This window comes from Microbacterium sp. NPDC090007 (genome assembly GCF_044748345.1).
GTDB lineage: Bacteria > Actinomycetota > Actinomycetes > Actinomycetales > Microbacteriaceae > Microbacterium.
In genome coordinates, this window is record NZ_JBIVFV010000001.1 from 346,028 (window position 1) to 359,731 (window position 13,704).

11 protein-coding genes are annotated in these 13,704 nt (G+C 71.8%); 6 read left to right on the forward strand and 5 right to left on the reverse strand.

What is annotated here, in order from left to right:
* Nucleotides 1-171: 171 nt before the first annotated feature.
* Nucleotides 172-1,674 carry a PucR family transcriptional regulator gene (locus tag ACIPVB_RS01610; RefSeq protein WP_400366386.1) on the reverse strand — a complete coding sequence of 501 codons (1,503 nt, stop codon included), beginning with the start codon at nt 1,672-1,674 and terminating at the stop codon, nt 172-174.
* A gap of 85 nt (nt 1,675-1,759) precedes the next feature.
* Between ACIPVB_RS01610 and ACIPVB_RS01615 the strand changes: the two genes are divergently transcribed.
* Nucleotides 1,760-3,085: an aspartate aminotransferase family protein gene (locus ACIPVB_RS01615; protein WP_400366388.1), complete on the forward strand. Its 1,326-nt coding sequence runs from the start codon at nt 1,760-1,762 to the stop codon at nt 3,083-3,085.
* Between the two features lie 216 nt (nt 3,086-3,301).
* On the opposite strand, the gene ACIPVB_RS01620 is transcribed toward ACIPVB_RS01615, so the two are convergent.
* The 4 genes from ACIPVB_RS01620 to ACIPVB_RS01635 all read right to left on the reverse strand — a co-directional run bounded on the left by ACIPVB_RS01620 (nt 3,302) and on the right by ACIPVB_RS01635 (nt 6,480).
* Entirely contained in the window at nt 3,302-3,715 is a 414-nt protein-coding gene (locus ACIPVB_RS01620) for a hypothetical protein (RefSeq protein ID WP_400366390.1), read from the reverse strand.
* 184 nt (nt 3,716-3,899) lie between these two features.
* Nucleotides 3,900-4,559, reverse strand: a complete 660-nt coding sequence (locus ACIPVB_RS01625; protein WP_400366392.1) for a methionine ABC transporter permease — start codon at nt 4,557-4,559, stop codon at nt 3,900-3,902.
* Nucleotides 4,556-5,581 carry a methionine ABC transporter ATP-binding protein gene (locus tag ACIPVB_RS01630; RefSeq protein WP_400366394.1) on the reverse strand — a complete coding sequence of 342 codons (1,026 nt, stop codon included), beginning with the start codon at nt 5,579-5,581 and terminating at the stop codon, nt 4,556-4,558. Before ACIPVB_RS01630 ends, ACIPVB_RS01625 begins: the two co-directional genes overlap by 4 nt.
* Nucleotides 5,578-6,480, reverse strand: a complete 903-nt coding sequence (locus ACIPVB_RS01635) for a MetQ/NlpA family ABC transporter substrate-binding protein (RefSeq protein WP_400366396.1) — start codon at nt 6,478-6,480, stop codon at nt 5,578-5,580. The genes ACIPVB_RS01630 and ACIPVB_RS01635 overlap by 4 nt, the downstream gene beginning before the upstream one ends.
* 153 nt (nt 6,481-6,633) lie before the next feature.
* Here ACIPVB_RS01635 and ACIPVB_RS01640 point away from each other — a divergent pair, with 153 nt between their 5' ends.
* From ACIPVB_RS01640 to ACIPVB_RS01660, 5 genes are all read left to right on the forward strand, one after another.
* Complete coding sequence (locus ACIPVB_RS01640) at nt 6,634-8,076, forward strand: MFS transporter (RefSeq protein ID WP_400366398.1); 1,443 nt, start codon at nt 6,634-6,636, stop codon at nt 8,074-8,076.
* Between the two features lie 259 nt (nt 8,077-8,335).
* Complete coding sequence (locus ACIPVB_RS01645) at nt 8,336-9,514, forward strand: glycosyltransferase family protein (RefSeq protein ID WP_400366400.1); 1,179 nt, start codon at nt 8,336-8,338, stop codon at nt 9,512-9,514.
* A complete protein-coding gene (locus ACIPVB_RS01650; protein ID WP_400366402.1) occupies nt 9,504-10,733 on the forward strand; it encodes a glycosyltransferase in 1,230 nt (409 codons plus the stop codon). Before ACIPVB_RS01645 ends, ACIPVB_RS01650 begins: the two co-directional genes overlap by 11 nt.
* Entirely contained in the window at nt 10,733-11,869 is a 1,137-nt protein-coding gene (locus tag ACIPVB_RS01655; protein ID WP_400366404.1) for a glycosyltransferase family 4 protein, read from the forward strand. The genes ACIPVB_RS01650 and ACIPVB_RS01655 overlap by 1 nt, the downstream gene beginning before the upstream one ends.
* The gene (locus tag ACIPVB_RS01660) at nt 11,866-13,698 is read left to right on the forward strand and encodes an ABC transporter ATP-binding protein (RefSeq protein ID WP_400366406.1); all 1,833 of its coding nucleotides are present in this window, start codon (nt 11,866-11,868) and stop codon (nt 13,696-13,698) included. The genes ACIPVB_RS01655 and ACIPVB_RS01660 overlap by 4 nt, the downstream gene beginning before the upstream one ends.
* Nucleotides 13,699-13,704: the final 6 nt, after the last annotated feature.

The following is a 13,704-nucleotide window of genomic DNA, read 5'->3' on the forward strand; positions in this document are numbered from 1 at the left end:
GTCATCCGCTCCGCCGCGCCGCGGGTCCGGTCGGCGTCGCCCGGCGGCCCGACAGCGCACCGTCCCGCGGATACCCCCGGCGACACGCCGCCCCACGGCCGCCCGCACCGGCGCGTCTGCCCCCTCGTCCGCACGACGGATCCACCCGGCCGCCGCCCTCAGGCGACCCCGTCAGTGCGTGAGCTGCAGTGCCGCCCAGAGCTCGGCACGTGCCGCGAAGCTCGTCAGGTCGATCCCCAGCATCTGCTCCAGCTGGGCCATCCGCGCCTTGAGGGTGTGCCGATGGATGCCGAGCCCCCGCGCCGCGGGGTCCCACGCGCCGTTCGCGTCGAGCCACGCCCGCGCCGAGTCGAGCAGGCGTCGCCGTTCACCCGGGGCCACGGCCTCGAGCGGCCGCAGCAGCGAAGCCGCGATCAGGTCGCCACCGCGCGCGCGGAGGGCGCCGACCAGACCGGACCCGGCGATCTCGGCGTAGGCGCGCACCGTCCCGGCGGACGCCTCGCGCGCGGCGAGGCCCGCGCGACGCAACGCCGTGGCGAGGTCGTCGCCGTCGAGGCGGGCCGCACTCCCCGCGGCCAGGCCGCGCCGCGCGACGAGCGACGAGACCACGGCGTCCTCACCCTCGGCGGCGAGCACCACGACGTCGCCCCCGCGTGCGGCGAAGAACAGCCGCCGGGGATCCGTCATCACCACGTCGAGCTCGTCGAGCAGTCCCGGCTCGGCCGATGCCTCACGAAGGGAGACGACCGTCATCGGCGCCGGCGGTAGCGCGCCGAACACCGCCTCGGCGAGGCGCCCGGCCGCGTCGACGTGGCCGTCCACGAGCAGCTCGATCACCCCCGCGCGGACGCTGCGCAGCGACGTCTGCACCTGACGCTGCTGGTCGAGGGCGATGCTGGCGAGGGCGACCACGGTGGCCACCAGGTCTTTCTCGGCGGGGTCGAACGCGGCACGCGCACCGACCGCGAGCACCCCCCGCAGGTGGCCGCTGCGGCCGATCGTCTGCAGCACGGCCCCGCCCGGCGCCGGCAGCTGCACGCTCGCCGCGGTCGCCCGTTCGAGCAGGCGACGCATCTCGGCGGCGACCCGCTCCTCATCGCCCGACGGGGCGGAGCGGATCCCCTCGAGCGGGATGCGGGCACCGGCACCGTCGTACAGCGCGACCCAGGTGTCGAGCAGGCGCGACAGCGTGCGCAGGATCTCGCGCAGTCCGTCATCGCGCACCGCCGCGCGCGCCACCGACCTTTGCGCATCGAGCAGCCAGGTGAAGCGCGCCGCCCGATCGGCGGCGATCAGGTCGGCGACGAAGCGGATGATGCCGATGAACGGCGCGCGGCCGCCGACCTCGATCAGGGGCAGACCCGCGGCGGCGCACGCCTCGACCACCTCGGGCGGCACCTCGGCGTGGATGACGTCGGTTGCGAAACCCAGACCCGCCACGCCCGCGGCGCGCAGGCGTTCCGCGTAGGCGCGGGGGTCGGCGGCATCCGTCCCGGCGAAGGGTGCGCCGTTGGTCAGCAGCAGGTTCCCCGGCTCGAGCCAGGGCGTCGGGTCGAGTAAGTCGGAGCTGTGCACCCACGAGAGCGGTCGGTCGAGCACCGCGCCGTCGAGCGGGGTCCGTGCGCGCAGGCGCGCGCGATCGTGGTCGAGGAGCGTGCGGAGCGAGGCGGGCATCGGCTGGCCAAACTGTCGATTGTGATTCGAGCGTACTGACACTTCCGCCACTGGCGGCTGTGCCGTGACGGAGCACACTGGGGGCATGTCGACTCCCCTCACCACGACCCGCAACGCCGAGATCAGCGACCGCGACCGCGCCAGCGTCTTCCACTCGTGGTCGGCCCAGGGCACCCTCGCGCCGCTCCCCCTCGCGGGGGGCTCGGGCGTGGAGGTGTGGGATGCCGACGGCCGCCGCTACCTCGACTTCTCGAGCATGCTGGTCAACGTCAACATCGGCCATCAGCACCCCCGCGTGGTCACGGCGATCCAGGAGCAGGCCGCGACCCTGACCACGGTCGCCCCCGCGCACGCGAACGAGACCCGTGCGCACGCCGCCGAGCTGGTGCTCCAACGCGCCCCCGCGGGCTTCACGAAGGTGTTCTTCACCAACGGCGGGGCGGATGCCAACGAGAACGCGATCCGCATGGCCCGACTGTCCACGGGGCGCGACAAGATCGTCTCGCACTACCGCTCGTACCACGGCAACACGGGCGCGGCCATCGTGGCCACCGGCGACTGGCGACGGATGCCGAACGAGTACTCGCGCGGTCACGTCCACGTCTTCGGCCCGTACCTGTACCGCACGGAGTTCTGGGCCGAGACCCCCGAACAAGAGACCGAGCGGGCACTCCGTCACCTCGAGCGCACCGTCCAGGCCGAGGGACCCGACACGATCGCGGCGTTCCTGTTCGAGACGATCCCCGGAACCGCCGGCATCCTCGTCCCCCCGCCGGGATACCTGGCCGGCGTCCGCGAGATCGCCGACCGCTACGGCATCCTGCTCATCCTCGACGAGGTCATGGCGGGCTTCGCGCGCGCCGGCGAGTGGTTCGCGTTCGACGCGTTCGGCGTGCGCCCCGACCTGATCACCTTCGCCAAGGGCGTGAACTCCGGGTACGTACCCGTGGGCGGGGTGGTGATCTCGGATGCCGTGGCCTCGGTGTTCGACGACCGCGTCTTCCCCGGTGGGCTGACGTACTCGGGCCACCCGCTGGCAGCCGCCTCGATCGTCGCCGCGCAGCAGGCGATGGCCGACGAGGGCGTGGTCGACAACGCGCGCCGCATCGGCGACGAGGTCATCGGCCCGCGCCTGCGCCAGCTGGCCGAGGACTCGCCGCTGGTGGGCGAGGTGCGCGGCCGCGGCGTGTTCTGGGCCGTCGAGCTCGTCGCCGACGAGGCGACACGCGAGCCGCTCGCCGCCGCCCGCGTCGGCGCGATCAAGGCCGCGATGCTCGAGCGCGGCGTGCTCGGCTTCTTCGCCGAGAATCGCGTGCACGTGGTGCCGCCCGCCGTCATCGGCGACGCCGACGCGCACCGTGGCCTCGACGTGCTGGCCGACGTGCTGCACGCGGAGGCGGCGCAGGGCTGACGCGCGCCGGGCAGACCCGGCGCGGGCCTGACGCGCACGGAACCGACGCGCACCCGGGCAGACTCGGCGCGGGCCTGACGCGCACGGGTCTGACGCGCACCGGGCAGACCCGGTCGGGCCTGACGCGCACGGAACTGACGCGCACCGGGCAGACCCGGTCGGGCCTGACGCGCACGGAACTGACGCGCACCGGGCGGACCCGGTCGGGCGGGCGGCTCAGCGGGCGCGGGCCCTGCGCGCACGCCAGGCGCGCCACGCCCCGGTCGACCACAGCGCCCAGATCACCAGCAGGGGCTGGAAGAGCAGACGGATGCCGCGGGCCAGGTCCGTGTCGAGGCCGAAGGCGTCGGTACCCCGGACGAATTGCTCGATGTTGCCGGGGAAAATCGCGACGAAGAAGGCCGCCACGATCCACCCGACGGCGACGCGGAACCGCCCGAGGACCAGCAACGCGAGTCCGAGGACGATCTCGACGATCCCGGATGCCACGACCGTGACGTCGACCGGGAGCGGCAGCCAGGACGGCACCTGGGCGACGAACTCGTCGCGCGCGAAGGTGAGGTGCGCGGTGCCGGCGAAGACGAGCGCCGCACCGAGCAGCCAGCGGGCGAGGGTTCGGGGCAGGCTCATCCTCCGAGGGTAGGCGCCCCCACTCCCCCCGCTCCCCCCGCCCCCCTGCCCCCCGCCCCCCCGCCCCCCTGTTGAGTGTCCAAGACATGCCGCGCACGGGGGCGCGCCCCCGGCGTTTCTTGGACACTCAACAGGGGTGGAGGGGGTGGGGGAGGGGAGGATACCGAGCCGGGGGGGCGGGGGCTCAGCGCCGCAGGATGCGGTGCGCCAACGCGTTGCCGAGCAGCTGGCCCGCTTGGACGATCACGACGATGATCGCCACCGTCACCCACGTCGCCTGCTGGTTGAACTGCTGGTAGCCGTAGATGATCGCGAAGTTGCCGAGGCCTCCGCCGCCGATGTACCCCGCCATCGCCGACATGTCGACGACCGCGATGAACATGAACGTGTAGCCCAGGATCAGCGGGGCGAGGGCCTCGGGGATGACGACGCCGAACAGCACACCGATCCGCCGCGCCCCCACGGCACGAGCCGCCTCGACGGTGCCCGGATCGACCGCGACGAGGTTCTGCTCGACGACGCGGGCGATCACGACGGTGGCCATGATCGTGATCGGCACGATCGCGGCATCCGTGCCCAGAGTCGTTCCCGTCACGGCGCGGGTGACCGGAGCCACGGCGGTGAGGAAGATGATGAACGGGATCGGGCGGATGACGTTGATCACGAGGTTCGCGACGAAGAAGACGACGCGGTTCTCGAACAGGTTGCCCGGCCGCGTGGCGTACAGCAGTGCGCCGATCGCGAGGCCCGCGACGCCCGAGATGAGCAGCGACACGGCGACCATGTAGACGGTCTCGCCGATCGACTGCAGCAGGACCGGGGTCAGGGTGTCCCACTTGTTCATGCGCGCACCTCCGTCGAAGGCACCGCGACGTCGGTGTGGGCGCGCAGGTCGGTCACGACGGCATCCAGGTCGTCCGTGTGCACCCGGTAGGTGAGGGTGCCGAGCTGCTTGCCGAGCACGTCGGTGACCCCGCCGTAGACGACCGAGTGACGCGCGCCGTGTCGGTGGAAGATCGCCGAGACGTCTTCGCTCGAGAACTCGTTGATCTCGACACTGACCAGGTCTCCCCCGCCCGCGGCGAGCGCCGACAGGGTCTCGCCCGTGGGCACGCCCTGCGTCACGGCCGCGACGAAACGCTTGGTGAGCTCGGCGCGCGGGTGGGCGAACACGCGGTACGTGTCGCCGCTGTCGACGACGCGGCCTCCCTCCATGACGATGACCCGGTCGCACAGCTCGTGGACGATCGAGATCTGGTGCGTGATGACGACGATCGTGATGCCGAGACGCCGATTGATCTCGCGCAGCAGGTCGAGCACCTCGGCCGTGGTCTGCGGGTCGAGGGCGCTGGTGGCCTCGTCGGCGAGCAGGATCCTCGGGTCGGTCGCGATCGCGCGGGCGATGCCGACGCGCTGCTTCTGGCCCCCCGAGAGTCGGCGGGGGTACTGCTTCGCCTTGTCGCCGATGCCGACGAAGTCGAGCAGCTCGGCGACGCGCCTGTCGCGGTCGGCTTTCTTCCAGCCCGCCACCTTCAGCGGGTAGGCGACGTTGGCCGCCACGGTCCGCGAGGTGAAGAGGTTGAACTGCTGGAAGATCATGCCGACGCGGCGCCGGAGGTCGCGCAGCGTCGCCTCGCTGGCATCCCCCACATCCACCCCCAGCACCTCGACGGTGCCGGACGTGGGCTTCTCGAGGCCGTTCAGCAGCCGCACGAGTGTGGACTTGCCCGCGCCGGAGTACCCGATGACACCGACGATCGACCCCTCCTCCACCGCCAGCGACACATCGTCGACGGCGGTGGTGGAGGAGCGGCGATCGGTGGCGAAGCTCTTGGTAACGCCCCGCAGTTCGATGACCGCGGTCATCCGTTCCGGGCCTCGAGGGCGTCTTCGAGGCTGGTGAGCTCGTCCTGCAGCTGGGCACCGGTCCACTCGGTCTTGAATTGCAGGTTGCCCTGGTTCAGCTCGGTGACGGCCGCTTCGACCTCGGGCGAGTGGTACGCCGCGACGAGCTTCTCCCAGCGCGGGTCGTCCTTCTTGTCGTCGCGGGTGACGAAGGCGTTGATGTACGGCGCCAGCTGCGGGTTGTTCAGGTCTTCCTTGAAGATGATGAGCTCGTCGCCGAGCCCGCCCTTCTGCGCCTGGGTGTTGTTGACGATCGCGGCCTGGGCGCTGCCGTCCTTGAGCGCGGTCACCGTCTGGTTGGTGTCGACCGGCACCAGCTCGACCTTCGAGGTCTCGATGTCGGCGGGGGTCGACAGCGCGGTTCCGCCGTCCTTGAGCGTGAGCAGTCCGGCCTTCTGCAGGTTGAGCAGGCCGCGGGCCAGGTTCGTGGGGTTGTTGGGAATCGCGACCTTCGCGCCCTCGGGCAGGTCGGTGACGTCGGTGTACTGCTCCGAGTAGAGGGCGAGCGGGTACACCGCGGTCGCGCCGACCGGGACGAGCGATCCGCTGTTGTCGACGTTGAACTGCGACAGGTAGATCAGGTGCTGGAAGAGGTTCACGTCCAGCTCGCCGTCCTGCACGCCCTGGTTCAGCTGCACGCCGTCGTTGATCGTTCGCACCTCGAGGTCGATGCCCTCGTCGGCGAGCTTCTGCTTCAGCACCGTCCAGTGCGCCTCGTTGCCGTCGTCGGCGCCCAGCACGATTCGCGAGGAGTCGTCGGAAGATGCCGCTCCCCCGGCGCATCCGGTGAGGGTCAGCAGAAGGGCGGCGGCGGAGGCACTGAGGATCGTGGCCAGGCGTGCGGTGCGGTGCGAAGTCATGACACCACGTCAACATGCGCGCGAGAGGCGTCCAAACCGACGCGTTACGACGGGTAACGGGCTGTCACGCGGGGTAATGGATGAGGTGGATGCCGCGGTGGCGGGGTAGGCAGCGCGACCCTCGCCCCGCTGGTCCGGGATAGCGTAGGGACGATGTCACGGGATGAGAAGACGCGAAGAAGACTCTCCCGGAACAGCCCCCAGGGTCTGGTCGTGGCGGTGCTGGCCCTCGCGGGGCTGTGCTCGTCGTTCATGTTCACCCTCGTGGTGCCCATCCAGTCGCAGCTGCCCCAGTTGCTGGATGCGTCGCGAGACGACACCGCGTGGGTGGTCACGTCCACGCTGCTGGCCGCCGCGGTGATCACCCCGATCGCCGGACGCCTCGGCGACATGTACGGCAAGCGGCGCATCGTGCTGGTGCTGTTGGTCGTCATGATCGTCGGATCGGCGGTCGCGGCGCTGTCGACCGGGATTGTCGGGATGATCGTCGGCCGCACCCTGCAGGGCGCGATCGTCGGCGTCGTGCCCCTCGGGATCTCGATCATGCGCGACGTCCTGCACGAGAACCGCGTCGACAGCGCCATCGCCCTGATGAGCGCGACCCTCGGCGTCGGCGGGGCGCTGGGACTGCCGATCAGCGCCCTCGTCGCCGAGAACACCGACTGGCACTGGCTGTTCTGGATCGCCGGAGCTCTCGGCGCGATCGTGTTCGCGCTCGTGCTGTCGATCGTTCCGGTCAGTGTGCTGCGCACCGCCGGGCGGTTCGACTACGTCGGCGCCGCCGGTCTCGCGGTCGGTCTGATCGGCGTGCTCCTCGCCGTCTCGCGCGGCAACACCTGGGGGTGGACGTCTCCGCTCACCCTGTCGCTGGCGGTCGGCGGGGTCGGCGTGCTGCTGCTGTGGGGCTGGTACGAACTGCGCGTCGACAACCCGCTGCTCGATCTGCGGGTCGCGGCCCGACGTCCCGTCCTGCTGACCAATCTGGCATCCATCGCCATGGGTTTCGCGCTCTTCACCTCGAACGTCGCGTACCCGCAGATGCTCGAACTGCCGGTGGCGACCGGCGTCGGCCTGGGACTCTCGCTCCTGGCCGCGAGCCTCGTCGTCATGCCGTCGGGGCTGGTGATGATGGTGCTCTCGCCGATCTCGGGCACGCTCGCCCGGACGATCGGACCCCGCATCCTGCTCATCGCGGGGGCGTTCTCGCTCATCGTCGCGTACGGGTTCAGCCTGATCTTCTCGACCGAGGTGTGGCACTTCGTCGTGGCCAACATCCTCATCGGTTTCGGGATCGGCTTCGGCTACGCCGCGATGCCCATGCTGATCATGCGCGCCGTTCCGCCGAGCGAGACGGGCGCGTCGAACGGGCTCAACGCCCTCGCACGCTCGCTCGGCACCAGCACCGCCGCGGCGATCGTGGGGGTCGTGCTGGCGACCCTGTCGACCGGCGACGGCGACACGCGCGTGCCGACGGCGCAGGCGTTCCAGGTGTCGTTCCTGCTCGGCATCGGGGCCGCAATCGTGGCGCTCGTCCTGGCGCTGTTCATCCCCGCGCGGCCGGTGCTCGGCTCCACGCGGTCGTCGCTGCCCGACTAGCCCCCACGACGCTGCTCGCCCCATCTCGTCGATAGCGAGCGGGCGCAAAACCCCCGCGCGACGGATGACGCCGTTGCACGCGAGGCGACGCCGCGACGCCGTCAGGATCGTGCGGCTATCGGTGACGTCGACGCGCTCGACTCCCGCGCGCGGTTCCTAAGAACCCTCTCGTTATCGCCTTATTCCGGCTTTACACGCGGGCAGGAGCATGGGATCGCGGGACCCCCCGCGAACGAGGCGCCCACCCCAGGAGGATCCCGTGGTCTATCGAATCGCCCTGTCGTCGCACGACTCCGTCGGCCTCGGACACGTGCGGCGCAACCTCGCCCTCGCCCATGCCCTCGCTCGAGACCTTCCGACCCTGACCGGCGGTGATGTCACCGGGGTTCTCATCACCGGCCAGGCGTCGGCCACGACCTTCCCCACCCCTCCGGGATGGGACTGGGTCGTGGTCCCGAGCATCTCCGTCGACGATGCCGGGTACCGGGCCCGCCACCTGGCATCCGACATCGGACAGGTCACCGCGATGCGGGGAGGCGTCATCGCGGAACTGCTGCGTGCCTTCTCCCCCGATCTGTTCGTCGTCGATCGTCACCCCTTCGGTGTGAACGGCGAATTGCGCCGCGCCCTGCACGCGCTGCGCAGATCGCACCCCTCATGCACCACGGTCCTCGGTCTGCGGGACGTGCTGGATCGACCGGCGAAGGTCCGTGCGGAGTTCCGGTCGGTCGGGGGAGCGCGGGCGATACGGGAGAATTTCGACGCGGTCTGGGTGTACGGCGACCCGGCCGTCCACGATCTGCGTCGCAGCGGAGAGACGCCCCCGGGCATCTCATCCCTGATCGATTTCACCGGATACCTCTCACACGGTCGCATCACCCCGGGGGCGACCGCGGGCGAGGACCCCTTCGTGCTGACGACGGTCGGCGGAGGGTCCGACGGAGCGGCCGTCGCCATCGCCGCCGCCGGCGCCCCCCTCCCGGCCGGGCACCACCACCTCGTCGTGACGGGCCCGCAGATGTCGGAGCCCGATCGGCGGCGCGTCCGTGCCGCCGCCACCGTCACCGGAGCAGAGGTGGTCGAGAGCGTCGCGGACCTGCCGGGGCTGATGGCGAGGGCCGCGGCCGTCGTGACGATGGGCGGCTACAACACCGTCTGCGAGGTCATGAGCACCTCCACCCCCGCGCTCGTGGTGCCCCGGACGGGGCGGCGCGACGAACAGCGCATCCGCGCGCACGCGCTGGCGCAGAGCGGCGCGATCGAGACCGTCGGCGACGACGGCGTCGACCACGCCGTCATCGGCTCTTTCTTCCGCCGCGCCCACCGCACGCGCTCGCCCCGCGCGGGCCTCGACCTCGGCGGGCTGTCCACGGTCGGCACCCTCGCCGCGCGCCTGCTGTCCCCGACCATCGAAGGGCTCTCCGCTCATGCCAACTGACGCCACCCCCCTGATCGGTTACGTCGTGAAGATGTACCCGCGTTTCTCCGAGACGTTCATCGTGACCGAGATCCTCGCCCGCGAAGCCCGTGGCGAGCGTCTCGAGATCTTCGCGCTGCGCCCGAGCGACGACACCCGTTTCCACGCCGAACTCGCCCGCGTGCAGGCTCCGGTGCGTGCCATCCCGGTGCCGCGTCGATTGTCGTCCGCGTGGGACGGCCTGCGCCGCGCACAGGCCGACCCGGGGCTGCGCGCGGCGATCGGGCGGCACCTGCCGGAGCTGCTGACGGCGGAACCCGACGACGCCGTGCAAGCCGTCGAGGTCGCCGCTCAGGTCGTCGCCCGCGGGGTGACGCATCTGCACGCGCACTTCGCCTCCACCGCGACGACCGTCGCCCGACTCGCCTCGCTGCTCACCGGCATCCCGTACTCCTTCACCGCCCACGCGAAGGACATCTTCCATTCCTCGGTCGATCCGCTCGACCTCGAACGCAAGCTCGCCGACGCCGCCTTCGCCGTCACCGTCAGCGACTTCAACCTCCGCCACCTCGAGCGCCGCTTCCCCTCTGCCGGACGCGTCGTCCGCGTCTACAACGGAATCGATCTGCCTCGGTTCCCCTTCGTCGCCCGCGGCCGTCGCGAGGGTCCCCTCCGCCTGCTCGCCGTCGGCCGCCTCGTGGAGAAGAAGGGCTTCTCCCTCCTCATCGACGCGGTGGCGCGTCTGCGGTCGGAGGGCGTGGATGCCACGGTCGACATCGTGGGGGACGGCGAGCTCGCCGAGCCGTTGCGCCGACGAGCGGCGGGATCCGCCGCGGTGCGCTTCCTCGGTCCGCTGCCGCAGGATGAGGTCGCGGTGCGCCTGCGCCACGCGGACGTCTTCGTCGCCCCCTGCCTCGTGGGCGCCGACGGAAACGCCGATGGACTTCCCACCGTCCTTCTCGAGGCGATGGCCAGCGGCATCCCCTGCGTGTCGACGGCGGTGACCGGGATCCCCGAGATCGTCGAGGACGGCCGCACGGGCGTGCTCTGCGCCCCCGGCGATCTCGAATCGCTCACCGAGGGCCTCCGGCGCATCAGTCGAGCCGACTACCCGGTCGCGGCGGTCGCACGTCGAGCGCGCCGGCTCATCGAACAGCGTTTCGATGCGCACGCGCAGGCGGAATCGCTCGCCGCCCTGACCGCGGGTCCCGCCGCGATCGACGCGGGGGAGGCGGCCTGATGCGCGTCGCCTATCTCGTCGCCGACCCCGGCATCCCCGTCTTCGGCACCAAGGGGGCGAGTGTGCACGTGCAGGAGATCGTGCGCGCCCTCCGCGCGCGCGGGGACGACGTGACGGTGTACGCCACGCGTCGGGGGGATGCCGTGCCGGACGATCTGGCCGACGTCCGCATCGTCGAGGAGCGCGTGCGGGGAACGGGTGCGCAGCAGCGCGAGCATGGCATCCGTCGCGCCGTGGACGCCCTCGTCGACGCCATCGCCCGCGAGGGCTGCGATCTCGTCTACGAACGGTTCTCGCTGTTCTCGGCGGGCGGCGCCGACGTGGCCGAACGCCTCGGCGTGCCCGTGGTCCTCGAGGTCAACGCCCCGCTCGTCGACGAGCAGCGTCTGCATCGCGACCTCGTCGACGAGGAGGGCGCGGTCGCCCTCGCCGGGCGTGCCCTGCGAAGCGCGGACGTGGTGGCCTGCGTGTCCGCACCCGTCGCCGAGTGGGCGCGCGCGAACGGCGCGACGAACCCCCTGGTCGTTCCCAACGGCGTCAACACCGACCGTGTCCGTCCGCCTCTCGTGCGACGGGCGGACGACACGACCCCGACCGTCGGCTTCGTCGGCACGCTCAAACCGTGGCACGGCGTCGACGTCCTGGTGGAGGCGATGGCCGACATCCGGCGGCGCGGTCTGCACGCCCGTCTCCTCATCGTCGGCGACGGCCCGCAGCGGGAGGAACTCGAGCGGCACGCGCGTCGGAGGGGGGTGGATGCCGCCTTCACCGGCGCCGTCGCGCCACAGGACATCCCCGAGGTCCTGATGCGTCTCGACGTCGGCGCCGCGCCCTACCGGGCCGCCGACGACTACTTCTCGCCCCTCAAGGCGTACGAATACCTCGCGGCGGGCCTCCCGGTCGTCGGCAGTCGGGTGGGGCAGCTCGCCGACATCGTGCGCCACGGGCGCACCGGCCTCCTGGTGACCCCGGGCGATGCCCGCGCCCTCGCCGATGCGCTGCAGCTCCTCCTCGACGACCCGGTGCTCTGCCGGCGGATGGCCGACGAGGCGCGGCGTCAGGCCGTCGCCGCGCACGGGTGGGGTGGAGTCCTCTCCCGCATTCTGGATGCCGTGCACCCGGCGGTGACAGCATGAAACGCGGCGGGACCCCCTCCCCGCGCGCGCTGCGCCGGAGCCTCGCGATCGTCCGGCCGCACCTGCGCGGCAAGGCGTCGCTCATCGTGCTGGGCATGGTCGCCCTGCTCGCCGACGTGGTCTTCCGCGTCCTCGAGCCGTGGCCGCTCAAGTTCGTCGTCGACGCCGTCTCGGTGAGTCTGGGCGCCTCCTCGGGGGCGGCCGCGGGACTCCCCCAGGCCAGCATCGGGCTCCTCGTCGCGTGCGCGGCTCTGCTGCTCGGCCTGATCGCGCTGCGCGCGGTGTCGGCGTACGCGAGCACCGTCGCCTTCGCGCTGGTCGGCTCGAAGGTCGCCACCGAGCTGCGCGCCCGCGTCTTCGCCCACGTGCAGTCCTTGTCGGCCCGGTACCACTCGACCGCCTCGTCGGGAGACGTCGTCCAGCGGCTGGTGAGCGACATCGGTCGACTGCAAGAAGTCGCCGTCACCGCCGGATTGCCGCTCGTGGGCAACGTTCTCACCCTCGTCATCCTGGTCGTGGTGATGTCGTTCATGGATCTGATGCTGACGGCCGTCGTCGTCAGCGCGGCGGTGCTGTATGCGGTGTCGTCGCGGCGCAGTTCGATCCGGATCACCGCCGCCTCGCGGACGACCCGGAAGGGCGAGGGCGCTCTGGCCGACACCGCCTCCGAGGCCCTGGGGGCCATCCGTGTGGTGCAGGCCTACGGCCTCGAACGGCGCCTCGCGGGGGCCTTCGCCGCCGGCAACGACCAAGCCCTGACGCAGGGGGTCCGCGCTCGGCGCCTGGCTGCCGCCCTCGAGCGACGCACCGACGTTATCGTCGGTCTCGCCACCGCGGCGGTGCTCGTCGGAGGGGGGTGGCAGGTGCTGTCGGGGACGATGACCCCCGGCGACCTCGTCGTCTTCGTCGCGTACCTCAAGCTCGCCATGCGGCCCCTGAAAGACCTCGCCAAGTACACCGGCCGCATCGCGCGGGCCACCGCGTCGGGCGAGCGCGTCGCCGATCTGCTCGACGAGCCCGTCGAGATCGCCGACGGCCCCCACGCGGCCCCCCTTCCGGTGCTGCGCGGCGACATCGATCTCGAAGCCGTCTCCGTCGACGATGCGCGCGGCAGCGCCGTCTTCCGCGACCTCACCCTGCGCATCCCGGCCGGCCAGCACGTCTGCCTCCTCGGCCCCTCGGGGGCGGGCAAGTCGACGCTGGCAGGCCTGCTCGTCCGCGCGGCCGACCCCGTCGCGGGACGGGTGCGAGTGGACGGGATCGACATCTCCCGCGCGACGGTCGGCAGCGTCCGGGCCTCGGTGTCGCTGCTCCTGCAGGAGTCGGTGCTGTTCGCGACGTCCCTGCGCGAGAACATCCGATTCGGGCGTCTGGACGCCACCGACGCCGAGGTCGAGGACGCCGCCCGTCGCGCTTTCGCACACGACTTCATCGCGGCCCTCCCCGACGGATACGACACCGTCCTGGGCGCACGCGGCGGCACGCTCTCGGGCGGCCAGCGTCAACGCGTCGCCATCGCGCGGGCCCTTCTGCGCGACAGCCCGATCGTCGTGCTCGACGAAGCCACGACGGGCCTGGACCCGCGCGCACGCCGGCACGTCGAGGATTCGCTGCGCGCGCTCACCCGTGGACGGACGACCCTGTCGATCACGCATGACGTGTCGCAGGCGCTGTCGGCCGATCGCGTGGTGTGGATCGAGGACGGCCGCATCGTCGAGGACGGCTCCCCCGAGGAGCTTCTCGGCGACGACGACTCCCGGCTGCGGGCCTGGACGCGCCGCGCGACGGACGACGGCGTGGTCGCCGCTCACCCGGGGGCACGCCGATGATCCCCG

What these genes read in the sequence shown, in the direction of transcription:
- ACIPVB_RS01610 (WP_400366386.1), bottom strand. Translation starts at nt 1,674, where the DNA reads ATGCCCGCCTCGCTCCGCACGCTCCTCGACCACGATCGCGCGCGCCTG.
- ACIPVB_RS01615 (WP_400366388.1), top strand. Translation starts at nt 1,760, where the DNA reads ATGTCGACTCCCCTCACCACGACCCGCAACGCCGAGATCAGCGACCGC.
- ACIPVB_RS01620 (WP_400366390.1), bottom strand. Translation starts at nt 3,715, where the DNA reads ATGAGCCTGCCCCGAACCCTCGCCCGCTGGCTGCTCGGTGCGGCGCTC.
- ACIPVB_RS01625 (WP_400366392.1), bottom strand. Translation starts at nt 4,559, where the DNA reads ATGAACAAGTGGGACACCCTGACCCCGGTCCTGCTGCAGTCGATCGGC.
- ACIPVB_RS01630 (WP_400366394.1), bottom strand. Translation starts at nt 5,581, where the DNA reads ATGACCGCGGTCATCGAACTGCGGGGCGTTACCAAGAGCTTCGCCACC.
- ACIPVB_RS01635 (WP_400366396.1), bottom strand. Translation starts at nt 6,480, where the DNA reads ATGACTTCGCACCGCACCGCACGCCTGGCCACGATCCTCAGTGCCTCC.
- ACIPVB_RS01640 (WP_400366398.1), top strand. Translation starts at nt 6,634, where the DNA reads ATGTCACGGGATGAGAAGACGCGAAGAAGACTCTCCCGGAACAGCCCC.
- ACIPVB_RS01650 (WP_400366402.1), top strand. Translation starts at nt 9,504, where the DNA reads ATGCCAACTGACGCCACCCCCCTGATCGGTTACGTCGTGAAGATGTAC.
- ACIPVB_RS01655 (WP_400366404.1), top strand. Translation starts at nt 10,733, where the DNA reads ATGCGCGTCGCCTATCTCGTCGCCGACCCCGGCATCCCCGTCTTCGGC.
- ACIPVB_RS01660 (WP_400366406.1), top strand. Translation starts at nt 11,866, where the DNA reads ATGAAACGCGGCGGGACCCCCTCCCCGCGCGCGCTGCGCCGGAGCCTC.